Below are 21,690 nucleotides of genomic sequence, written 5' to 3' on the forward strand. Positions count from 1 at the left end.
AGTAGAAAAAAAGGCCCTCCGACTCACGCTCACATCTCTATTGCGGAGAGCCTTGTAAACCTCACTGCTGGTAGTAGCTGCGCCCTTGCGCCGCCATCTCGCGCATTCGTGGGCTAGGTTCGTAGAGCCCTCCGAGGTTTGTATAGCGGCAACAAAGGTTGAGTACTTCAGACATGCCAAGCCAGTCGGCATAGACCAGAGCTCCGCCCAGGTGGCGTGGCAGACCGACTCCAAGGATCAGGGCCATATCGACCTCCCCTGCGCTGGCGGCAACATCTTCTTCCAGGCACCGCGAGGCCTCGATGATGAGTGGCAGCATCATGCGTTGGGTGATTTCTTCGTCACTGAATTCCCGACGGCCGTTGGGCTGAATCTCGGCGAGCAAAGAATTGGTGTCTTCGCTGTCGAGTTTGCGTGGTCGTCCTTTCGTATCGGTTTCGTAACGGTAGAAACCGATGCCGTTCTTCTGCCCGAACCGCCCCAGGCTTGCCATGCGTTGCACGGCGTGCTCGTAGCCAGGCAGCAGGCGTTCGCCATAACCATGAGCAATGTGCTCGATGACGTGGCTGGAAGTGTCCATACCGACCACGTCTTGTAGATACGCCGGCCCCATTGGCCAGCCGAAGCCCTCCATAACCCGATCTACACGCCGGAAGTCTGCACCGTCGTGGACCAGGCGCAGGAAAGCCAGGATGTAGGCGGTGAGAATGCGGTTGACCAGGAAGCCCGGACAGTCGCGAACTACCACCGGGGTCTTACCCATGGCGCTGGCGTAGCTAGCGATGGTGGCGGCAGCGACTTGGCTGGTGTTGGGTCCGCAGATGACCTCCACTAGAGGCATCGCTGGTACTGGGTTGAAGAAGTGCATACCGACGAACTGCTGCGGTCGCTGCAACGCGCTGGCCAGTTCGGTGATGGATAGCGACGAAGTATTGGAAGCAAGCACGCAATGAGTGCCGACCTGGCTTTCCACCTCGGCGAGGACCTGCTTTTTCACTGTCAGGTTTTCCACCACGGCTTCGACTACCACGTCCAGCTTGGGGAAGCCCGGATAGCCCAGTGTTGGCTGAATCTGCCCGAGTATTGCGTCCGCTTTCTCGGCACTCAGACGCTGGCTGGCGACCTGCTTGTCCAGCAGCTTTCGCGCTTCGGCCATGCCCAGGTCCAGTGCACCGGCAGCGATATCCTTCATCACTACCGGTACGCCCCGTACGGCGCTGGTATAGGCAATACCGCCACCCATGATGCCGGCACCCAGTACGCCAGCGCTGCCGGGGCGGGACGCGATGCGCCCATACTCGCGTGCTCTGCGCTTGAGTAACTGCTCGTTATGGAATACCTGCACTAGAGCTGCAGCGGCTTGGCTCTTCAGCACCCGGGAGAATGCTGCGGACTCGAGGCGCAACGCGCCATCGCGATCAAGGTGAATACTCTGCTCGACGAGACTGATGACCGTGGACAGAGCCGGGACTTTGCTGCCGGCCGACGCAGTACGGGCGTCGGCATAGACCTGTGCCTGGCTCTGCTCGCGCGGAAGAAGTCGTTGCCGCCGCCGTGCTTTCCAGGTGTCATTTCGCGAGCTCGTGAAGAGTTCGAGCAGTGCGGCCTGGCGGAGCGCTGTGCCTTCCACGACACCATCCAGGGCTCCCGCTGCCAGGGCTGCTTCAGCTTTCTGCGGGCGTGCCGAGGTGATCCATGCTAGCGCCACAGCCTCGTCCAGCAGCCGAGGCAGGCGAACGCTGCCACCCAGCGCCGGGAACAGGCCGAGGCCGATTTCCGGAAGGCCAAGCAGGGTCTGAGGCGAGGCGATCCGGTAGTCGCAGGCCAGCGTCAGTTCGAAGCCACCTCCCAGGGCCATTCCGTCAAGCATGACCAGGGTCGGGAAGGGGAGCTCCTCGAGCTGCGAGATGACCGCACTCTGGCCGCCGTTTACGCGTGCGATCTCTTCGACCTCGCTACGCAGCAGCACGGCCAGTTCATTGAGGTCGGCGCCGACGATGAAGCTGTCCTTGGCGCTGGTCAGCAGAAGGCCCTGTACGCCCGCGGCGGTGCGTAGCAGGCCCAGCGCCTCGCCTAGCTCGTTCAAGGTCAGCTCATCGAGGGTGTTTACGCTGCTGCCCTGGCGATCGAAGCGCAGCTCGACGAGGCCGCTTTCCAGCGGTGACAGGCTGAGGGATTGGCCCTGGAACATCGAAAGTACCTTCTTAGTGCTTGCCGAACAGGGTCACCACGCAGGCGGACCCCGTACCTATGTTGTGTTGCAGGCCCAGGCGGGCACCTTCCACTTGACGAGCCCCGGCACTGCCGCGCAGTTGCTCGACCAGTTCGTAGCATTGCGCCAGACCTGTGGCGCCCAGAGGGTGACCCTTGGAGAGCAAGCCACCAGAGGGGTTGGTGACCACTTGGCCGCCATAGGTGTTGTCGCCGTCGAGAATGAAGCGCTCGGCGCCACCTACCGGACAGAAGCTCAGGGCTTCGTAGGTGATCAGTTCGTTAGCGGTGAAGCAGTCGTGCAGCTCGCAGACGTCGATGTCCTGCGGCCCCACACCGGCTTTCTCGTAGACCCGGGCGGCGGCGTGGCGCGAGATGTCGAAGCCGGCGGCGGTAATCATCGAGCCGGCGCTAAAGGCGTCGGCGAAATCGGTCCCCAGTTCCTGAGCCAGGATGCACACGTCACTACGGATGCCATGGCGTTTGGCAAAGGCCTCTGAGCAGACGATCGCAGCCGCCGCGCCACAGGTCGGTGGGCAGCACTGCAGGCGAGTGATGAACTGGTAGATCGCCGGGGATTCGAGGACTTCCTCCAGCGTCACCGGGTCTCGGAACAACGCCTTGTCATTGTTAGCGGCGTGGCGCCGCGCTTTGACTGCAATGCGCGCGAAGGTCTCCGGCCGAGTGCCGTAGCGTTGCGCATGCTCGACCCCGGCGCCACCGAACAGATGCGGTGCGGGATAAGCGCCTGGATTCGGTTGCAGCTGCTGGGACAGCTCCACCCAATCGAGCAGCGGGTTGGGACGGTCCTGGTAGATGGTCGGCAGGGCGCCGGGCATCATCTGCTCGAAGCCGAAGGCGAGGGCGCAGTCGACCATGCCCGATTCGACCGCCTGGCGGGCGAGGAACAGCGCGGACGAACCCGATGCACAATTGTTGTTCAGGTTGAGCACCGGAATGCCACTCATACCCACCCGATACAGCGCGCGCTGGCCGCAGGTGCTGTCACCGTAAACGTACCCGGCGTAGGCTTGTTGAATGCTGGCGAACTCTAGACCTGCGTCGGCCAGTGCCGCACGTACTGCCGCGGCCCCCATGAGATCGTAGGTTTCGCTCTTGCCCGGCTTGCTGAACGGCACCATGCCGACGCCGGCGATGACTACTGCACTCATCGTTTCTTACCTCAAACCAGGTAGCTGCGCGCGCGATCCAACTCTGCGCGGCATTCGCCGACCATGCGTTCGAGCAGTTCGGCACAGGAGGGGATGTCGTTTATCAGGCCGATGACCATGCCGGCGGTGATGATGCCAGCATCGATCTCGCCGGCTTCCAGGGCCGCGCGACCGCGAACGCCAGCGACAAGCGGACGGATGTCGGCAAACTCGCAGCCGCCGGGGCGGCGTTCGGTAGCGACCACCTCATCGGAGATTACGTTCTTGAATACTCGTGCGGTGTTCTTCATGGAGCGGAAAATCAGGTTGGTGTCGCGCTCGTTGGCGCTGACCATGGCCTGCTTGATGGCTTCATGAATCGGTGCTTCCTGGGTGACCATGAAGCGGGTACCCATATTCACGCCTTGGGCGCCGAGGGCAAGGGCGGCGGCCATACCCTTGCCGTCAGCGATACCGCCGGAGGCGATCACCGGGATCTTCAAGTGGCGAACCGCAGCCGGAATCAGCACCAGACCGGGAATGTCCTCTTCACCTGGATGACCGGCGCACTCGAAGCCGTCGATGCTGATAGCGTCGACACCAAGACGTTCGGCGGCCAGAGCGTGGCGTACGGCAACGCATTTGTGGATGATCCTGATGCCTGCAGTCTTGAGCTTGGGCATGAAGTCCACCGCCTTGTTACCGGCGGTTTCCACCACTTTCACCCCACCTTCGATGATGGCATCGATGTATTCGTCGTAGGGTGGCGGGGAAATTGTCGGGAAGATGGTCATGTTCACGCCAAACGGCTTGTCGGTCATCGACCGGCAGCGAGCGATCTCTTCGGCCAGAGCCTCGGCGCTGGGCTGGGTCAGTCCGGTGAGGATGCCCAGGCCGCCCGCGTTGGAAACGGCTGAGGCGAGTTCGGCGCGGCCGACCCATTGCATGCCGCCCTGGATGATCGGGTAACGAATGCCCAGCAGTTCAGTGATTTGCGTTTTCATGATGTGGCCTCTAGAGCTTGCGGTCGTCCAGGCCGAGTGAGCGGCCGATGATTTCTTTCATGATTTCCGTGGCGCCACCGAAGATGCGGGTGACCCTGGCATCGGTGAACATCCGGCAGATGCGGTATTCGTTCATGTAGCCGGCGCCGCCATGCAACTGAACGCAGGCATCGAGCACGCGGCCCTCAAGTTCGGTAGCCAGGTATTTGGCTTCTGCCGCAACCTCAGCGCTGAGTCGCTGGTCGTTGTGCAGGGTCACGCACTGGTCAACGAAGGCCTGGATGGCATCTATTTGCGCGCGCATATCCGCGAGCTTGAATCGGGCGTCTTGGAAGGTGCCTATTGGGCGCCCGAACGCTTTGCGCTCCTTCGCGAATTCCAGGGTCAGATCGAAGGCGACCTGGCAGTGGGCAATGGAACAGGCGGCGATGATCAGGCGCTCCTCGGCCAGGCACTGCATGAGCTGGATAAAGCCTTTGGTCGGGTCGCCAAGCACGTTGCTCTTGGGTACTTGGACGTTGTTCAGGAACAGCTCGGCAGTGTCCTGGCAGTGCAGCCCCATCTTGTCCAGCTTGCGCCCGCGCTCGAAGCCGGGCATGCCGCGCTCGACCAGGAACAGGCCGAAGGCGGGTTTCTCACCTGCGGCACTGGTACGCGCGGCAACCACGAAGAGATCGCCGAGAATGCCATTGGAGATATAGGTCTTGGCGCCATTGAGCAGCCAGTGGTCCCCCTTGTCTTCCGCACGCGTCTGGATGTTGCCCAAGTCAGAACCGGTGCCGGGCTCGGTCATGGCTACGCCCAGGATAATCTCGCCTCGGGCGGCGCCGGGAAGGAAGCGGCTCTTCTGCTCGTGACTGCCGAATTTGCCTATGTAGTTGGCGACCATCCGCGAGTGCAGTTGCAGGTAGAAGCCGTAGTCGCCATGTCGGAGGTTTTCCTCGTAGAGGATCTGCTCATAGCGGAAGTCTTCCAGGCCAGAGCCACCGTATTCCTCGGGCGCCCACATCAGTAGATAACCCTGAGCGCCGGCTTTGAGGTAGGCGTCGCGATCGACCATGCCTTGCTCGCGCCAACGGTCGACGTGGGGGCTGATCTCCTTTTGCATGAAGCGACGTACGGCGTCGCGGAACAGCTCGTGGTCAGCTTCGAACAGCGTTCTGGGCATGCCCATTTCAGGCCTCCGGGTAGAACGGCATGTTGCGGTTGGCGCGCTCACGCAGCCACTCAGAGGGCTCGAAACGAGATCCGTGACGGCGCGCTAATTCTTCGCAGCGCAGTACGAATTGCTGCAGGCCGACGCTATCGATGAACGAGAGGGCGCCACCGGTCCAACTCGGATAACCGATGCCGAGGATCGAGCCGAGATCGGCATCGCTGGCACGGTCGATCACTCCCTCCTCAACGCATCGGGCGCTTTCCAGTGCCTGGATGTAGAGCAAGCGATCACGCACCTCTTCGACAGCCGGCTGTGCGACAGCCAGCCGGTAGAGGTCGGCTAGCCCGCTCCAGAGCAGCTTCTTGGCACCCACCGGGTAGTCATAGAAGCCACCTCCACTCTTGCGCCCGAGGCGACCGAGTTGGTTGAAACGCTGGATGACCGGCAGCGCATGAAGACGACGGAATTTATCGTCCAGACCGTCATCGGCGGCTTGCTGGGCAACCTTCAATTGCAGGTCCAGGGAGACTTCGTCGGTCACCGCCAACGGGCCGGTAGCCATTCCGGCCTGACGTGCAGCGTTCTCGATCAGGGCTGGTGCCACACCTTCGGCGAGCATGGCCATGCCCTCGTCGATGAAAGTGCAGAAGATCCGGCTGGTGTAGAAGCCGGGGCTGTCGTTCACCACGATAGGGGTCTTCTTCAACTGGCCGACGAAGTCCAGAGCACGGGCCAGGGTCTCTTTGCTGGTGCGCTTGCCGATGATCAGCTCGACCAATGGCATACGTTCAACCGGGGAGAAGAAGTGCATGCCGATGAACTGCTCGGTGCGCTTCGCGTACTCAGCCAGGCCGGAGATTGGCAGGGTAGAAGTATTGCTGCAGAAGGTGGCGCTGGGGGGCAGCATTGCCTCGGCACGGCCAATGACCTCGGCTTTCACCGCGCGATTTTCAAACACAGCCTCGACGACCAGATCGCAGCCATCGAGCAGGGCGTACTCGGTACTTGCAACGATGCGAGCGAGGAGGGACTCGGCTTGTTCAGTGCTTAACTGACCACGCTCGACCTGCTTGTCGAGCAGCTTCTGCGAATAGGCCTTGCCCTTTTGGGCGTTCTCTTGGCTGGCGTCGAGCAAAACTACCTCGATACCGGCGGCTGCAGCGACATGGGCGATGCCGGCCCCCATCATGCCTGCACCGAGAACGCCGACTTTGCGAACAGTACGCGCCTCGACAACCTGTGGGCGGTTCTCCAGCTTGTCGGCTGCCCCTTTGTTAATGAACAAGGTACGCATCAGATTGCGCGCCACTGGGTTGGCCAGCAGGGTGCCAAAGTATTTGGCTTCGATGCGCAGGCCCACGTCCAGAGTACTCTGCGTACCCTCGTAGACAGCCGAGAGAATGGCCAGCGGGGCAGGGTAATTGCCTTGGGTCTTGTGCTTGAGGATTGCCGTGCCGTCGCGGAAGGTACGTGCAGCGTGAGGGGCGAGAGGGCCTGCGCCGCCCGGTACCTGGAAGCCTTTGCGGTCCCAGGGCTGCTGAGCCTGCGGATTGGCCAAGGCCCAGGCGCGGGCCTGCTCAATCAATTGCCCGGCAGTTGCGAGTTCATTCACCACCCCCTGTTTCAGGGCTTGCTGCGGTGTGAGTTGGTTGCCTTCGAGCAGCAGCGGCAAGGCAGCTTCGATACCGATCAGGCGAGGCAGGCGCTGAGTGCCGCCACCAGCTGGGAGCAGGCCGACGCTGACTTCAGGCAGACCGACCTTGGCCTTGGGCGAGTCCAGCAACACGCGGTGATGACAGGCTAGGCAGATTTCCAGCCCGCCCCCCAGGGCAAGGCCGTTGATGGCGGCGACGAAAGGTTTGCCTCCGTTTTCCATGCGGCGGAACAGGCGGTTTTCGCGGACGAACCGCTGACTGGCCGCGAGCGCGTCGATGCCGGAGCCGTAGGCACTGACCAGGGACTTGAGGTCGGCCCCGGCTAGGAAGACGGACTTGGCCGAGGTGAGAACTGCGCCCTTGATGCTTTCTTCGGCGAGCACGCGCTCTACTGCGTCCTCCAGGTCCGCGACAAGCTCGGCGGTGAACACGTTAACCGAGCGATCGGGTAGGTCAAGGCTAATGACGGCGATGCCGTCCTTACCAAGATCGAATTTGAGGGTATTCATGGGGTGCTTCCTTCCCTTGCTCAGACGCGCTCGATGATGGTTGCGGTGGCCATGCCGGCTGCCGCGCATAGAGTGATCAGTGCGGTGCGCAGACCACGCCGCTCGAGCTCGTCGAGCACGCTGCCGAGAATCATCGCGCCGGTGGCGCCAAGCGGGTGGCCAAGGGCGATAGCGCCGCCGTTCACGTTGACCTTGTCGTGCGGAACGCCCATCTCATTCATGAAGCGCAGTACCACCGAAGCAAAGGCTTCGTTCACTTCGAACAGATCTATGTCACTGACCTGCATGCCAGCCTTGGCCAGTGCCTTACGGCTGGCTGCGCCAGGACCGGTGAGCATGATGGCCGGCTCGCTGCCGATCGATACGAACGAGCGCACCCGTGCCCTGGGTTTCAATCCACTGCGTTCGCCGAAGGCCCGATTGCCTAGGAGGATGGCGGCGGCGCCGTCGACAATGCTGCTGGAGTTGCCACCGGTGTGGACGTGTTCGATGCGTTCGGTTTGTGGATAGCGTTGCAGCATCACTCCATCGAAGCCGCACTGTTCACCTAGGGTGGTGAAGGCTGGCTTGAGCTTGGCGAGGTCTTCCAAGGTGGTGGATGGGCGAATGGCTTCATCCTTGTCCAGGACGACTTCACCGAGGATGTCGCGCACTGGGGTCAGGGATGCCTTGAAGTGTCCAGCGGCACTGGCCTGGCCGGCACGGCGCTGGCTCTCGACGGCATAGCTGTCGACGTCGATACGGCTATAACCATCTTGGGTGGCGATCATGTCAGCGCCGATACCCTGTGGGATGTACCAGGTCTGCCAATGGGTCTGCGGATCGCTGTAGCAGGCGCCGCCATCGGAAGCCAGCGGAACACGAGACATCGATTCGACGCCGCCGGCTACGGCGGCGTCCAGTTCACCTGCCATAACCCGCGCTGCGGCCAGGTTGACCGCTTCGAGGCCTGACGCGCAGAAGCGGTTGAGTTGGAAACCTGCGACGCTTTCTGCATAGCCAGCCTGCAAGGCCGCAACACGGGCAACGTTGCAGCCCTGTTCGCCAATCGGCATGACGCAGCCCATGAGCACATCTTCCACCTGCTCTGTGTCCAGCTCGTTGCGGTCGCGCAGAGCGGATAGCACCTGGGTGGTCAACTGAATCGGAGTGATCTCGTGGAGTGCCCCATCGGCTCTCCCGCGGCCGCGGGGGGTGCGGACATGATCGTAGATGAATGCTTCGTGCATGGATGCCTCTGCGCTGCGGTTTTTGCGGTGCCGGTGGCACGCCTCGGTAGGACATGTAATCATATTAATCATATATATGTTTGATCTGCAATATGGCAGGCGGGGAGATGGATGGGGCGACAGGTGAGGGGGGATGAGCGTGCAGTCTGGGGGAGGAGCCGTTGCATTCCTTCTCCAGTGTTCCCGTCCAAGGCGGTCTCGCACTGAGAGGGGGCGGTATCTCTCCCGGGGAATCTTTGCGATTGCCTTGGCTGCGGCTACCTCAGAGCTCGGGATGCCTGCATCGGGAGGGTGGAGCTCTTAGATAGGGTTGCTCGAGCGCTACGAGCGGAATGCGTGCGTAGGTGCAATTTCCGCAGAGGAAATGGGGCCGTGGCTGAGGTGCAAGGGTAGATCTCGACAGCGCGGCCCAGAACCTTGCCGGAGTGGTCGGTCTGAAGGCGATCTTTCGGTCAGACGACCAAGTTGTATCGGAAAGCAGGCGGTGCTTCGTAACCGATAGGGATTGATCGCTTGAGTACGCTGGCGGCGGATTGGCTGACGCAGGGGCAGATGCGTGCCAATGATGAAGGTCGGCTATCGCTGTAATTCAAGCTGCGTAGTCACAGTAGGCTGTGCTTGCTCATGATGGGACCAATCATGCCTGCGAGTTGGCTAATTTCCCCTCATAAGGGTGATTCTTCTGCGCTCAGAATGCTCAGAGCATAGAGCTATCTGCCCACTGAAAGCTCTTTTCTAGAGGGCCTTGGTTCGAGTGGAAGGGATTTTTCCGCGAACGTCTTGCCAAGAGCCGAAGCCTGGGTTAATCATATATAAGATTGAGCTAATTAAGTCGGTTTGCCTGGAACCGGAAGTACCTCCTGCAGCTCATTTGCAGGGCAATGATCGCGACAGCACACGAGGTCAACAACAATGATAAGTAAGAAGGTTGTAGCGTTTGGTCTTCTCTCTCTGGCATGCACCTCGCATGCCTTTGCTGCCGTTAGCTCTCAAGAAGCCTCCGCATTGGGGGGAGACCTGACCGAGTTCGGTGCTATCAAAGCGGGCAACGCCGATGGAAGCATTCCGCCGTACACCGGTGGACTCACCCAGGTTCCAGCGGGTATGGATGTCCGCGAAGCCAAATGGGTTGATCCGTATGCAGGCGAGAAACCGTTGTTCCGCATCACCTCGGAGAACATGGCGAAGTACGCCGACAAGATTTCCGATGGTGTGAAGAAGTTGATGCTGGACAACAAGGATTACTACCTCGATGTGTATCCCACTCATCGTTCGCTGGCCTATCCAGACGACTTCCTGAAGGCCACTGTGCGTAATGCCACCTCCTGCCATACCACGAAGGATGGGCTGGCCGTAGAGGACGGGTGCCGCGGAGGAATTCCGTTCCCGATTCCGAAGACCGGTAACGAGGTCATGTGGAACAAGATGCTAGCTAACTGGGGCGATCAGTCCTGGGAGTCCAAAAAGGTCAGCATGTGGATGTTGAACCAGGACGGCAAAGCGGTTTTGACCAATCTGATGCATACGATCACTGAAAAACCGTATTACCAGGTGCAACTCGGCGATCGGCCAGAGAATCTGTATTCCAGGGTGATTGGCTATACCGAGGGGCCGTCACGCAAAGCGGGGGAAATCAATGGCACCAACCAGTTCCTGGATCCTCTTGCCGATCCACGCAAGGCTTGGCAATACACCACCGGCCAGCGCCGTGTGAAGCTCGCTCCTGAGTTCAGCTACGACACGCCGATGGCCGTGCTGGGCGGGGCGATGTTCTATGATGAGCTATTCCTTTTCGATGGCACCATGGACCGCTTCGACTTCAAGCTGTTAGGCAAGAAGGAAATGTTCATCAATGCCAATAACTTCAATACGACGTTCAATTGTAAGGTCGACAAACTCTTTGTTGGCCACCATGTGAACCCTGAGTGCGAGCGTTGGGAGCTGCGTCGTGTTTGGGTGGTGGAAGCAACCCTCAAACCAGGAATGCGCCACGCCAACAGCAAGCGGATGTATTACTTCGACGAGGACGGTTACACCGCGGGCCTGATGGATGGCTGGGATCAGGCAGGCAAACTGTCGCGCACCGGGATTAACTACTCGTTGATTGCACCCGATGTGAAAGCTCAGAACGGCGCTTCCTTTGTGGTGTATAACTTCAACCGCGGCATGCTTGCCTTCCAGTCGGACCTGTCTACTGATCCGAATTCCACTATGCGTTACATCAAACCACTTCGTGAAAGCGAGCTCAGCCCCGAGTTCGTTAGCTCCGGTGGCCTGCGCTAATAGGAAGTGGATGTGAGCATGACTCTCAAGAACAGAACTGCGATTGTAGGTTTGGGCGCCACGCCCTACTACCGGCGTGGTCAATCGCACCCGCAGAGCATGCTGGAGTTAGGCGGCAAGGCTATCCTTGCCGCCGTCCAGGATGCGGGGCTCGAAGTGCGGGACATGAATGGTTTCGCCTATTACTCGGGTGGGTTCGATACTGCTCTGCTGATGGAGAGCCTGGGTATCCCGGAAGTCCGCTATTCGGCGATGGTCACCAGTGGTGGCGGTGGTTCGGTAGGCGCTATAGGGTTGGCTGCTTCGGCCATTGTTTCCGGCATGGCCGACACTGTCTGTGTGGTGTTCTGCATGCAGCAGCCCGCGGACAAGCGCTATGGCTCGATCATGTCGCGTGTGGAGCCAACGCCGGACAAGGCGTTCTATACATCCGCCGGCTTGGTCGGACCTGGGCACTTCTTCGCTTTGCTAGCTCAGCGTCATATGCATCTGTATGGCACGCGCCGCGATGCTTTCGCCGAAGTGGCCATTTCTTCGCGTCTCAACGCTATCAAGCGGCCAGAGGCGCGATTCAGTACGCCGCTGACCAGAGAGGAATATTTTGCGGCGCCGATGATCGCAGACCCCTTGTGCCGTTACGACTTCTGTCTTGAGAACGACATCGCCATCGCCGTCATCCTGACCAGCGCCGAGCGTGCTCGCGACTTGCGGCAGAAACCGGTGTATGTGATGGGCGCGGAGCAGGGGGGACGGCGTGAGTGGGGGCGGGCAATCGCCTCGATGAACATGTCCGATGATTACTTCGCCAGCGCTGGATATGCGTCGGTGGCACAGCATCTGTACCGCTCGGCAGGGATTGGCGTCGAGGATATCGATGTCGCCGAACTGTACGACCACTTTTCACCGATGGTGGTCATGCAACTGGAAGACTTCGGTTTCTGCCCGCGTGGGGAAGGTGGCGCCTTCGTCGAGGCCGGAAATATCCGCTTCGAGGGCGGCAGTATTCCTGTGAATACCCATGGCGGGCACCTGTCCGAAGCCTATGCCGTTGGCATGACCCACGTACGCGAGGCGATCGAGCAGATTCGCGGTACTGCTATCAACCAGGTGAAGGATGCCCGTATCGCGCTGGTAAGCGGCGGTCCGGCAACCCTGCCGATCAGTGGCCTGCTGCTGGGGAGCGACGCGCATGTCTGATATTGCCAAATCGCCGCCGGACGAACTCTTCGAACTGGCCACTGATGCCTGGACCGAACCCTTCTGGGCTGCTGCGCGCGAGCATCGACTGGTGATGCCCCGCTGTACCCATTGCGGCAAGGCGCGCGAGATAGGTTCGCCGTTCTGTCATCACTGCCAGTCGCAGGGAATCGAGTGGGTGCAAGTATCGGGGCGAGCGCGGGTCTATTCCTATACCGTGGTGCGCTTCCCGCTGATTGAGGCGATGAAGGACGCCGTGCCTTATGTGCCTGCGGTAATCCAGTTGGAAGAGTTTCCGGACAATAAGCTGATCAGCAATCTGGTCGGTATGCCTCTGGCAGACATCGCCATCGGCATGCCCGTCGAAGTTCGCTGGCATGACCGCGCTGACGGTATCACCGTGCCGCGCTTCGGCTTACCCCAATAAGAACTACGAAGGAAAAGCAGCATGAGCGGTCCAAAGGATGATCGGTATTTCGATGCCGACATTGAAACCATGCCTCGCGCGCAGATCGAACAACTGCAGGAGGCGCGAATCCTGCAATTGGTGCCATACGTATATCAGCGCTCGCCGCTGATTCGCGAGGTCTGGGAGGAGGCCGGCGTTACGCCGGACGACATCCGCTCTTTGGCCGATTTCCGGGAAAAGGCACCGTTCATCGACAAGGACACCATCCGGCGTTTCCGTGATCGTCACGGTGATCCTTTTGGCGGCCTCAACTGCGTCAGCGCCCCGCACTTGCGCGGGGTTGGGTTTACCTCCGGCACTACGGGGGATCCCACTCCCATTCCGCATTCGGAAGAACACATTACCCTGACCTCGCTCAAGCGCGAGCTTTGGCATATCGGTGTTCGTAGCGGCGACTACTTCGGCTACATGCTGTTCACCTTCCGCGAGGGGCTGAACGCCGACAAGTTTCTGGACAGTGGCTTCCGCCCGATCACGCTGCAGCATCTGCCCAGCGAAGTGCCTCATCTGGTCGCGATGTGCAGGCGCCTGCGCCCCAAGGCCCTGTTCATGATTTCTACGCCGCTGATTATGGCTATCGACCAGTACCAGAAGAATACCGGCGATAATCTGCGCGACGCGTTCTCGAGCCTGCAGGGTGTGGTATTCGGAGGCGAGCCGATGAGCGCGCCATTGCGTGCGATGGTGCAGTCCTGGGGGCTGGAAATCTTCGAGCTGAGCTCCCTCGGCGACATCAGTACGACCATGGAATGCCGTGCCCACGATGGCATGCATGCTTGGGAAGACTTGGCGTTGGTTGAGCACCTGGACCCTGATGGCAACCAGGAGGTGGCCGATGGCGCGCGCGGTGAGCTGGTGGTCACTTCTCTAGCCGACGATGTCGCGCCGCTGATCCGCTTCCGTACCGACGACTTGGTCTCTCTGACCCGTGATACTTGCAGCTGCGGGCGCACTCACTGCCGTATGAAGCTGCTTGGCCGCAAGAGCGACGAGATGATCATCCGTGGGCGTTCGGTGATGCCTCTTGACCTGTACCCGCTGATGCAAGGCTTCGCGGAAACCCAGGCGGGGCTGTTCCAGATCGTCAAGGCGCAGCGCGAAGCCGATGAGTTGCGATTGCGTGTGGGCTACGACGCCAGCGTGCTCGTTGGGAGCGAGGCCGATCTGGCCGCTCGCGTCGCAGAGGGCGTGGGGGCAGCGCTAGATGTCCCGGTGCGCGTCGAGCTGCTACGCAGCGAGGAGTTGCTTAAGAGTGGTCACAAGATCGCGCGGGTGATTAAGCCATGAACCAAAACGTCGAAAGTCTTCCCTACGAAATACCGCCGATGGCTATCGGTCGCTTTTTCGATGCCAGCGGCCAGCGACAGCTCCTACCGTTTTCGGCCTTGGAGGTCGAAAGGGCCCGGCGGGCGGTGCTGCGGGTGCTCGGTACCTTCCATTTTCGTACTGCGAGCAATCTGTTGGTTACCAGCCAGTTCGATGAAGGCGCCCAGCTGATGGCTGCCGAGCGAGCGATCATGGCTTACGGCATGGTGGTTGTATCGGCTGACTCCACTCCCTGGGACGCTGCCCGGGTTGAATCCATTCTCCGTCGCTTTAGCCTGGTAGGTGCTCTGGGTGTCAGCGAGGCGACTATTGACGGCCTGCAGCGCCTGGGCTTCGACCCTTTGCAAATGCTGCGTGGCCTGGTGGTCTGGGCCCGACCGGGCGCCTACGAGCGCCTGCTGGGCAAACCGGGCTTGAAAGTCTTCCGCTGGTTGGAAATAGGGCCTGCGACGGCCATCGAATGCAGCGCAGGTGCCGGCGCCCATATCGATCGATTCGAGTGGCAGGTATCGACCAGCGAGGAAGGAGAGATCTTGCTGGATAGCCGCCTTGAGCGTTCGCAGAGTTTCAGCGGCTACCGCACGGGCATGTTCGGCAAGGTCGTCCATGGCACCTGCCGCTGCGGCAATGCCGACCCGCGGATCGTCCAGAACCAGGCGTGATGGAAGCGGCCCGCTGCAGTCTTGGGCCGTGAGTAGGAGTACAACAATGTTCAACGTGCACACTTCACCCGAGGGTGAAGGCTTTGCGCTTATCCGCCTGCATGGTCTGGGCGATGTCCTTCGTGAGCACCGCCGCTCGCGGCCGCAACTGCTCGCGGCGGTCGACGGCTCGCAGCGATTGACCTGGCCGCAGCTGGATGCGCGGGTTAATCGGCTCGCCAACGTCCTGCGCGAGCAAGGGATAGGGCCAGGAGGGCGAGTTCTCTGGCTGGGGCAGAATTCCCATCGTGTACTAGAGGGGCTGCTCGCCGCGGCCAAACTCGGCGCTCTGTTCTGCCCCGCTAACTGGCGCCTGAGTGCGGCGGAGATGCACCAAATACTGACGGATTTCGCACCGTCGGTAGTGATCTGGCAAGCAACGGAGATTGGCGATCAGGTAGCTACTGCCCGTGCCCTGGACACGCAGGCGCGCCTGTGGATCCAGCACGATGGCGAGGAGGCCGATGATTACGAAGCCCGCCTGGCCGCCGCCGTTGAAGATGATCAGGAGTTGCCAGTTTCGGGCGACGCTCCGTTGCTGGCGCTATACACCGCAGCGTTCGATGGCCACCCCAATGCCGCACTGCTGTCGCACTCGGCCTTGATCAGCCAGGCGCTGCTGCTTGCATACAGCCAGTCGATCAATCCGGGGACCGTTTTCCTCAACTCGGGGCCGTTGTTCCACCTGGGAACGCTGATGTCGACCCTGGCGACATTCGTCTTCGGCGGGATCAACGTGTTCGTCGCGCGGGTCGACCCCGAAGAGCTGCTGCGCAATATTGCCGCAGAGCGTGTGACGCATGCGTTTATCGCCAAGCCCACCTTGGACCGAATCCGCGAAATCAACGCCGACGGCCTTTTCGACACCAGCAGCCTCTGGTCGTCGCCGCAGGCGCCCGAATGGAACAGTCCCGTGGTCATTCCCAGGGATGCCCCCTTCAATGCGGCAGCCACAGTCTATGGCCAGACCGAGCTTATGGGCTTCGCCGTCATGGGCTGGCTGGGGAGTGGCAACGGGGCAGGGCGGACCTCACCCTTGGCGCAACTGCGCATTCTCGACGAGGCCGGCAACGAAAGGGCTCCCGGCGAGGTGGGTGAAATTGCCGTACGTGGCGTGCAGGTCATGAATGGTTACCTCGACAGAGACCAGGAGAATGCCCGACGCACCCGTGACGGCTGGTATCGCACCAATGATCTGGGCAAGCGCTTGGAAGACGGCTCGATCGCCTTCGTCGGACCCAAGGTGACCATGATCAAGTCCGGTGTCGAGAACATCTACCCGGCGGAAATCGAAGTCTGTCTGCGCTCCCTCGAGGGAGTACGCGATGTTTGCGTTATCGGCGTGCCCGACCCGGTCTGGACGCAGAATGTCAAAGCCGTGGTGGTGCTCACCGAGGGATATGAAATGAGTGACGTGCAGGTCATCGAGCATTGCCGAGCGCACCTGGCGTCGTACAAGAAGCCCAAACTGGTGACATTCGTCCGCGAGCTGCCGCGGCGCGCCGATGGTGCCCTGGACCGTACCGCGGTGGATGATATCCATGGTGGTGGTGGCTACCCGGCGGCCGGCTGAACCAGATCCGAATACGGGCCGGTGAAGCCGGTCCTTGGAGAATCCTTGATGCAAACTTCCGCCCAGGCGGCGCCGACCGCCGCTGCCCAGGAAAAATCCATGAGCGCACCTGCCGATTTCGATGCCATGTCCTTCCGTAAGGCCCTGGGTTCCTTCGCCACTGGGGTCACCATCGTCACGACCTGTGATGCCGAAGGTAACGACATCGGTCTGACCGCCAACAGCTTCAACTCCGTTTCGCTCGATCCGCCGATGGTGCTCTGGAGCTTGGCCAAGACTTCCAAAGCTCTGGACGCCTTTATGAACGGCGACAACTTCGCCGTGCACATTCTCTCCTCGGCGCAACAGGAACTGTCCGGGCGCTTCGCCCGCAGTGGCACCGACAAGTTCGCCGGTTTGACCCCGAGCCGCGGGGTGGGTGGCATCCCGTTGCTGGATGACTGTTCGGCGCGCTTCCAGTGCAAGACCACGTTCCGTTACGAAGGCGGTGATCATGTGATTTTCGTCGGTGAGGTAACGGCATTCGACCACAATGGCCAGCCGCCGCTGGTGTTCCACAGCGGTGCCTACAAGTTGGTCGTAGATAAGCTGGCGCAAAAGCCAGCCGTGGAAAACGACGGCAGTTTCAGTAAGAACTTTCTTGGCTATCTGCTGGGGGCGGCCTACCAGCAAATCTTCGCCGGCATTCGCCTGGAGCTGCAGCAATTGCAGCTGGATGAGGACGATTACCTGATCCTCAGCGTGCTTGGCATTTGCGACCCTCGAAGCCCGAGCGAACTAGATGCGTTGCTGCGCCTGTCCGGGCGAAATGCCGGGGAAGGTAAGCTGCGTGCCCTGTGTGATCGTGGATTACTGCAATTAGAGGCCGATGCCCCGGCCAATACCCAGGTGCGCCTCAGCGACATTGGGCGCCAGTTGCAGATTCGGCTGGCTGCGATTGCCAAAGCGGGCGAAGCGGACCTGGAGAATGAACTGGATGAAAGCGAAGTAGTGGTGTTGAAGCACTTGCTCAAACGCCTGGTCCGTGGCAAGGGAGAGAACGCTAGATTGCTCTGGCGCGACCAGCCGAAGTAAGGCTGTACTGCGGTCTGCAACTGTCACTGAGCAAGTGAGAGTCTGAGTGAGCTCGCCGATCTGTTGTGTCCAGAAGGGGTCGGCCTTCAACGTACTAGCGTATGAGAGTATTGAAGGCATGTGGGCAGAGATTTGCTGGCATGCTCGCTTTACGCGCCCACAGACGTCGGCAATTCGATCTCACTGCTGGTGATCAGGTGTCCAGGCCGGAGTGGAGCGGCGTCTGCTCGGGGAATAGTCCACTGGACTAATGCCATCTAACGGCGCAGACGACTGTTCTAGCCCCTTGGACACCTTCAAGAGTGACAAACCCGCTTGCCAATGGCGATGCTATCTCAGGCGGCGGGCGCTGCACGCGTTTCCGGCTTTCGCTAGGAGCTGAAGAAACGCTATGCAGGCTGAGGATTGCTCATCTCTCTAGGGCTAAACTTTCAGCATTTCGCGAATGAATGACTGTGTTGGCCGAGAGGGTGAGCACTAGGTCCGCGTGCAGCTTTTCGTAACCGTGCGCTGAATTGGCCGTCGTCCACATGATGGGGCTGGCATCGCCCCCCCAAACACACTGTTGAGTTTCGGCGCGCGGGCATCCGAGTTCCTGGCGACGAGCGTAAATGTGAGCTCTGGGCCCTCTCCGGTCACTACATAGTCCGGTGGGCATTCGATTCAATTGCTACTTCCTATCTGATAGGCAGCCGGCCGTTCTCTGCCGAAATAGTCTGACCACATGGCCCTCCGAGAAGCCAAGCGGTAGGTCCGCGATGGCGGAGCAACAGGCGATCTATCGGTGCAGTATGTCTCCTGCTGCTGGTTAACCTCTGAGGGTGACCTGATACATAAAACACACGCCTTCCTTCCCTGGATGGCGTGTAGCAGGGAACACACGCAAACGTTGACGGTGGATGAAGTCATCCAGATAAGTGGCCTTAACGCCGGCTATTTCCGATACCCGGTGAGCAATAAGCTGAGCGTTTGGCATTTTGGGGGCTGTCACGAAAATAGAGGTACGACTCTCTTGGTGGGGTAGGCGGATCTTGTCGTTCTTATGGGCAGCCTGTTCGTTGCTTGAGGAGAGCCGGAATGCGCTCATTGGGCGTATTCCGATTCACGGTCAGCTATCGAGGAACGACTCGATTAATGCGGCCAATTGCTCCGGGACTTCATGATGCAGGTTATGGGTGCCTTCCGGTATCAGCACTTCTCGGCCGTTTGGCAAGGCGGCGATACGCTCCACCAGATCGGCCTCCAAGCCGGCGAAGGCCTTGCTGATAAAGGAGCGGCCTCCCCGCAGGCAAAGAACAGGCGCCTCGAGATCTGCCCAGAACGCCATCAACTGCTCGCGATGTAGAGAGATGGGGGCAAAGAAGCGAGTCATCGGGTCGGCACAAATCCGTACCTGCCCGTCTTCGCTGCAGACACCCAGGTGGCTGGCGAGGAACTCGGCGCGTTCAGCATTCAGGCGCTTGTTGCTTTCCTGGAGGCGCAATGCAAGCTGCGCGTGATCCGCGTAGGGCCGGCCCTGGCCGGGCTGGTGCACATGGTCCAGCCAACGCCCGACGGTTTGTCCAAGCGTTCCCTCGAAGAAGCCAGGCACCGGGGCATAGCCTTCGATGTTGACGTAGTGACCGATACGATGCGGACGGGCACCTACGTAGATGTTGGCCACGTTGGCCCCCATGCTGTGGGCTATCAGTCGCACCGGCTGGTCGGGGCTGTAGTGCTGTAGAAGGCAGTCCAGGTCGGCGACGTACTGAAGTAGCGAGTACCCGCCGGGATTCCAGTCACTTTTACCAAAACCGGACCAATCCGGGGCGACTATATTCCACTCCCTGGTTAGGGCGTCGACAACGAACTGGTGTGTTGCCGACATATCCATCCAGCCATGCAGCATGACCAGCAGCGGTGCGTCGGGCGTACCCCAACGGCGGACATGGTGGCGCACCCCGTTGAGTTCGATGAACTCCGAGTAGGAGGTTTTCATCGTACTTCGTAGGTCCGCGCTTGCTTCATCGCCTCCAGATGCTCTGTTGGCTTGGGCAGCGTCAGGCCAATTTGCGCTGCTCTCAAGGCCATGTTCAGCGCTTCCTTGCGCGGCAGGTCTAGGGATTCCCAGATCGCGCGCACCGTACCTTGCACAGCCAGGGGTGGCTTCCTGGCGATCTTGGCTGCGAGATCGTGGGCGCGATCCCAAAGTTTTTCCAAGGGCACCACTTCGCTGACCAAGCCTATGCGAAGAGCGGTTTGCGCGCTCACCCGCTCGTCATTGCCCAGCAGAGCAATGCGCAGAACTTCCTGCAGCGGCAGGCGGTAGCTTTGCCCGACTGGCTCCACTGAACAGACCAGGCCGTAGGAAACATGGGGGTCGAAGAACTGTGCGTCTTCCGAGCAGATGATGATGTCGCTTTCGTTCAGCCAATAGAACGCACCAGCACAGCAAAGACCGTGGACAGCGGTGATAACCGGCTTCCATACCTTGTTGGCGCGCGGGCCGAAGCTCTCGCCGGGATCGGTCATGTTCCACTGGTTGTTCGACGCCTGGATGTTCTCGGTCTGTGCAGCTTTGACGTCTGCGCCAGTTGAGAAGGCGCGACCTTCGGCTGCGCGCAGTACTACTGCATGAACATCATCGTCTTCCCGAATGCGTCGCCATACATCGTCGAAATCCCGGCGCATTTGTAGGGTGAAAGCATTCAGTGCCTGGGGGCGATTGATGGTAATGGTGGCGACATGGTCAGGCGTGGTTTCGTAGATCAGTGTCTCGTAGGACATTCGGAGCCTCGGCATGCATGGGCAGTGGGCGGTGGTTTTGGTCGAGCGAAAGGACCGACGATAGCGCTTGTTGAAAATATATATATGATTGATATGATTGCGACGTCAAGCGACCTGCAACGATGGCCGCCCGAACAAGCAGAACAAGACGAGGAGCCAGCATGGCCGAAGCATACATCTATGATCATGTTCGAACCCCTCGCGGCAAGGGGCGCAGTAATGGTGGCCTGCACGCGGTGCGTCCGGTAGAGCTAGCTGCTCAGGTGCTGCGTGCCCTGCGAGATCGTAATCAGCTGGATACTGCGCTGGTGGATGACGTGGTGCTGGGTGTAGTTACCCCAGTGGGAGAGCAAGGCGCGGATATCGCCCGCCCGGCGGCGCTAGTGGCAGGTTATGACCAGGGCGTCCCCGGTTTACAGCTGGATCGCTTCTGTTCCTCAGGTCTGGAGGCGGTGAACAACGCCGCGGCGCAGATTATGAGCGGTCAGTCGTCGCTGGTCATTGGTGGTGGGGTAGAGTCCATGTCGCGGGTGCCCATGGGCTCCGCAGGTGGTTGCTGGGCTCGTGATCCTCAGGTTTCCTATGAAACCTATTTCGCTCCGCAGGGAATTGGCGCGGACCTCATTGCCACCCGTTCCGGTTTCAGCCGTCGAGATGTCGATGCCTATGCCGTGGCGAGCCAGCAACGTGCCGTTCGGGCCTGGTCCGAAGGACGCTTCGCTCGCTCGGTAATTCCGGTGGTCGATGCCCTTGGCCTGCCGCTTTTGATCCAAGATGAGCACATTCGCGCCGATACCACCCTGGAAACTCTTGCCAAGCTAGATCCTGCATTTGCACAAATGGGTGAGCTGGGTGGTTACGACTCCATCGCCATTCAGCGCTATCCGGAAGTGGACAGCATCATGCATGTGCACACTGCTGGTAACTCTAGCGGCATCGTCGATGGTGCGGCTGGGGTGCTGGTAGGCAATCGTGAAATCGGCGAGCGCCTGGGTATCAAGCCGCGTGCGCGCATCCGCAGCTTCGCTTCGGTTGGCTCGGAACCGACCATCATGCTGACCGGCCCGGCCCCTGCCAGCCTCAAGGCGCTGCGTAATGCCGGTATGCAGGCAAGCGACATCGACCTGTTCGAACTCAACGAAGCCTTCGCCTCGGTGGTGTTGGAGTACATGCGTGTGCTTGACGTGCCGCATGAGCGGATCAACGTCAACGGCGGTGCCATTGCTATGGGGCACCCTCTGGGCGCTACTGGCGCCATGTTGCTGGGGACTGTGCTGGATGAGCTGGAGCGCACCGGCAAGAGTACCGCCCTGGTGACCCTCTGCGTGGGCATCGGCATGGGTACTGCGACCATCATCGAGCGACTCTGAGCGCCAACCAGAA

Annotated in this window: 16 protein-coding genes; 8 read left to right on the forward strand and 8 right to left on the reverse strand. The window is 60.4% G+C overall.

The window, feature by feature from the left end; all coding sequences use genetic code 11:
* Positions 1-61: 61 nt before the first annotated feature.
* Genes fadB through AC1ZV1_RS06755 form a run of 6 tightly spaced genes read right to left on the reverse strand, consistent with a single transcriptional unit; the run spans position 62 to position 8,918 of the window.
* Positions 62-2,191 (reverse strand): fatty acid oxidation complex subunit alpha FadB, encoded by a 2,130-nt coding sequence (fadB, locus tag AC1ZV1_RS06730; protein ID WP_233299212.1) that lies wholly within the window; start codon positions 2,189-2,191, stop codon positions 62-64.
* A 13-nt stretch (positions 2,192-2,204) separates the two neighbouring features.
* Positions 2,205-3,383, reverse strand: a complete 1,179-nt coding sequence (locus AC1ZV1_RS06735) for a lipid-transfer protein (protein WP_233299211.1) — start codon at positions 3,381-3,383, stop codon at positions 2,205-2,207.
* A gap of 11 nt (positions 3,384-3,394) precedes the next feature.
* Positions 3,395-4,366: an NAD(P)H-dependent flavin oxidoreductase gene (locus AC1ZV1_RS06740; RefSeq protein ID WP_484296031.1), complete on the reverse strand. Its 972-nt coding sequence runs from the start codon at positions 4,364-4,366 to the stop codon at positions 3,395-3,397.
* A 10-nt stretch (positions 4,367-4,376) separates the two neighbouring features.
* On the reverse strand, positions 4,377-5,534 hold the full coding sequence (locus tag AC1ZV1_RS06745; RefSeq protein ID WP_484297515.1) for an acyl-CoA dehydrogenase family protein: 1,158 nt from the start codon (positions 5,532-5,534) through the stop codon (positions 4,377-4,379).
* Positions 5,535-5,541: 7 nt separating this feature from the next.
* On the reverse strand, positions 5,542-7,689 hold the full coding sequence (locus AC1ZV1_RS06750) for a 3-hydroxyacyl-CoA dehydrogenase NAD-binding domain-containing protein (protein WP_233299208.1): 2,148 nt from the start codon (positions 7,687-7,689) through the stop codon (positions 5,542-5,544).
* A gap of 20 nt (positions 7,690-7,709) precedes the next feature.
* Complete coding sequence (locus AC1ZV1_RS06755) at positions 7,710-8,918, reverse strand: acetyl-CoA C-acetyltransferase (protein ID WP_233299207.1); 1,209 nt, start codon at positions 8,916-8,918, stop codon at positions 7,710-7,712.
* A gap of 912 nt (positions 8,919-9,830) precedes the next feature.
* Between AC1ZV1_RS06755 and AC1ZV1_RS06760 the strand changes: the two genes are divergently transcribed.
* From AC1ZV1_RS06760 to AC1ZV1_RS06790, 7 genes are read left to right on the forward strand one after another with little or no spacing between them, the layout of a single operon-like run.
* Positions 9,831-11,201: a DUF1329 domain-containing protein gene (locus AC1ZV1_RS06760; protein WP_233299206.1), complete on the forward strand. Its 1,371-nt coding sequence runs from the start codon at positions 9,831-9,833 to the stop codon at positions 11,199-11,201.
* A gap of 18 nt (positions 11,202-11,219) precedes the next feature.
* Positions 11,220-12,398, forward strand: coding sequence for a thiolase C-terminal domain-containing protein (locus tag AC1ZV1_RS06765; protein ID WP_233299205.1), 1,179 nt, complete (start codon positions 11,220-11,222; stop codon positions 12,396-12,398).
* The gene (locus AC1ZV1_RS06770; RefSeq protein ID WP_233299204.1) at positions 12,391-12,825 is read left to right on the forward strand and encodes a Zn-ribbon domain-containing OB-fold protein; all 435 of its coding nucleotides are present in this window, start codon (positions 12,391-12,393) and stop codon (positions 12,823-12,825) included. Before AC1ZV1_RS06765 ends, AC1ZV1_RS06770 begins: the two co-directional genes overlap by 8 nt.
* 21 nt (positions 12,826-12,846) lie before the next feature.
* Positions 12,847-14,154 carry a phenylacetate--CoA ligase family protein gene (locus tag AC1ZV1_RS06775; RefSeq protein ID WP_233299203.1) on the forward strand — a complete coding sequence of 436 codons (1,308 nt, stop codon included), beginning with the start codon at positions 12,847-12,849 and terminating at the stop codon, positions 14,152-14,154.
* Entirely contained in the window at positions 14,151-14,855 is a 705-nt protein-coding gene (locus AC1ZV1_RS06780) for a hypothetical protein (RefSeq protein ID WP_484296032.1), read from the forward strand. The genes AC1ZV1_RS06775 and AC1ZV1_RS06780 overlap by 4 nt, the downstream gene beginning before the upstream one ends.
* Positions 14,856-14,901: 46 nt before the next feature.
* On the forward strand, positions 14,902-16,467 hold the full coding sequence (locus AC1ZV1_RS06785) for an AMP-binding protein (protein ID WP_484296033.1): 1,566 nt from the start codon (positions 14,902-14,904) through the stop codon (positions 16,465-16,467).
* A gap of 48 nt (positions 16,468-16,515) precedes the next feature.
* A complete protein-coding gene (locus AC1ZV1_RS06790) occupies positions 16,516-17,541 on the forward strand; it encodes a flavin reductase (RefSeq protein ID WP_233299200.1) in 1,026 nt (341 codons plus the stop codon).
* 1,108 nt (positions 17,542-18,649) lie between these two features.
* Here AC1ZV1_RS06790 and AC1ZV1_RS06795 read toward each other — a convergent pair.
* The gene (locus AC1ZV1_RS06795) at positions 18,650-19,519 is read right to left on the reverse strand and encodes an alpha/beta fold hydrolase (protein ID WP_233299199.1); all 870 of its coding nucleotides are present in this window, start codon (positions 19,517-19,519) and stop codon (positions 18,650-18,652) included.
* Complete coding sequence (locus AC1ZV1_RS06800) at positions 19,516-20,307, reverse strand: enoyl-CoA hydratase/isomerase family protein (RefSeq protein ID WP_233299198.1); 792 nt, start codon at positions 20,305-20,307, stop codon at positions 19,516-19,518. The genes AC1ZV1_RS06795 and AC1ZV1_RS06800 overlap by 4 nt, the downstream gene beginning before the upstream one ends.
* A 161-nt stretch (positions 20,308-20,468) precedes the next feature.
* Here AC1ZV1_RS06800 and AC1ZV1_RS06805 point away from each other — a divergent pair, with 161 nt between their 5' ends.
* Positions 20,469-21,677 carry an acetyl-CoA C-acetyltransferase gene (locus AC1ZV1_RS06805; RefSeq protein ID WP_233299197.1) on the forward strand — a complete coding sequence of 403 codons (1,209 nt, stop codon included), beginning with the start codon at positions 20,469-20,471 and terminating at the stop codon, positions 21,675-21,677.
* Positions 21,678-21,690: the final 13 nt, after the last annotated feature.

This window comes from Pseudomonas sp. BB438 (genome assembly GCF_057180225.1).

Coding starts and splice junctions, on each gene's coding strand:
- fadB (WP_233299212.1), bottom strand. CDS start 2,191: ATGTTCCAGGGCCAATCCCTCAGCCTGTCACCGCTGGAAAGCGGCCTC.
- AC1ZV1_RS06735 (WP_233299211.1), bottom strand. CDS start 3,383: ATGAGTGCAGTAGTCATCGCCGGCGTCGGCATGGTGCCGTTCAGCAAG.
- AC1ZV1_RS06740 (WP_484296031.1), bottom strand. CDS start 4,366: ATGAAAACGCAAATCACTGAACTGCTGGGCATTCGTTACCCGATCATC.
- AC1ZV1_RS06745 (WP_484297515.1), bottom strand. CDS start 5,534: ATGCCCAGAACGCTGTTCGAAGCTGACCACGAGCTGTTCCGCGACGCC.
- AC1ZV1_RS06750 (WP_233299208.1), bottom strand. CDS start 7,689: ATGAATACCCTCAAATTCGATCTTGGTAAGGACGGCATCGCCGTCATT.
- AC1ZV1_RS06755 (WP_233299207.1), bottom strand. CDS start 8,918: ATGCACGAAGCATTCATCTACGATCATGTCCGCACCCCCCGCGGCCGC.
- AC1ZV1_RS06760 (WP_233299206.1), top strand. CDS start 9,831: ATGATAAGTAAGAAGGTTGTAGCGTTTGGTCTTCTCTCTCTGGCATGC.
- AC1ZV1_RS06765 (WP_233299205.1), top strand. CDS start 11,220: ATGACTCTCAAGAACAGAACTGCGATTGTAGGTTTGGGCGCCACGCCC.
- AC1ZV1_RS06770 (WP_233299204.1), top strand. CDS start 12,391: ATGTCTGATATTGCCAAATCGCCGCCGGACGAACTCTTCGAACTGGCC.
- AC1ZV1_RS06775 (WP_233299203.1), top strand. CDS start 12,847: ATGAGCGGTCCAAAGGATGATCGGTATTTCGATGCCGACATTGAAACC.
- AC1ZV1_RS06780 (WP_484296032.1), top strand. CDS start 14,151: ATGAACCAAAACGTCGAAAGTCTTCCCTACGAAATACCGCCGATGGCT.
- AC1ZV1_RS06785 (WP_484296033.1), top strand. CDS start 14,902: ATGTTCAACGTGCACACTTCACCCGAGGGTGAAGGCTTTGCGCTTATC.
- AC1ZV1_RS06790 (WP_233299200.1), top strand. CDS start 16,516: ATGCAAACTTCCGCCCAGGCGGCGCCGACCGCCGCTGCCCAGGAAAAA.
- AC1ZV1_RS06795 (WP_233299199.1), bottom strand. CDS start 19,519: ATGAAAACCTCCTACTCGGAGTTCATCGAACTCAACGGGGTGCGCCAC.
- AC1ZV1_RS06800 (WP_233299198.1), bottom strand. CDS start 20,307: ATGTCCTACGAGACACTGATCTACGAAACCACGCCTGACCATGTCGCC.
- AC1ZV1_RS06805 (WP_233299197.1), top strand. CDS start 20,469: ATGGCCGAAGCATACATCTATGATCATGTTCGAACCCCTCGCGGCAAG.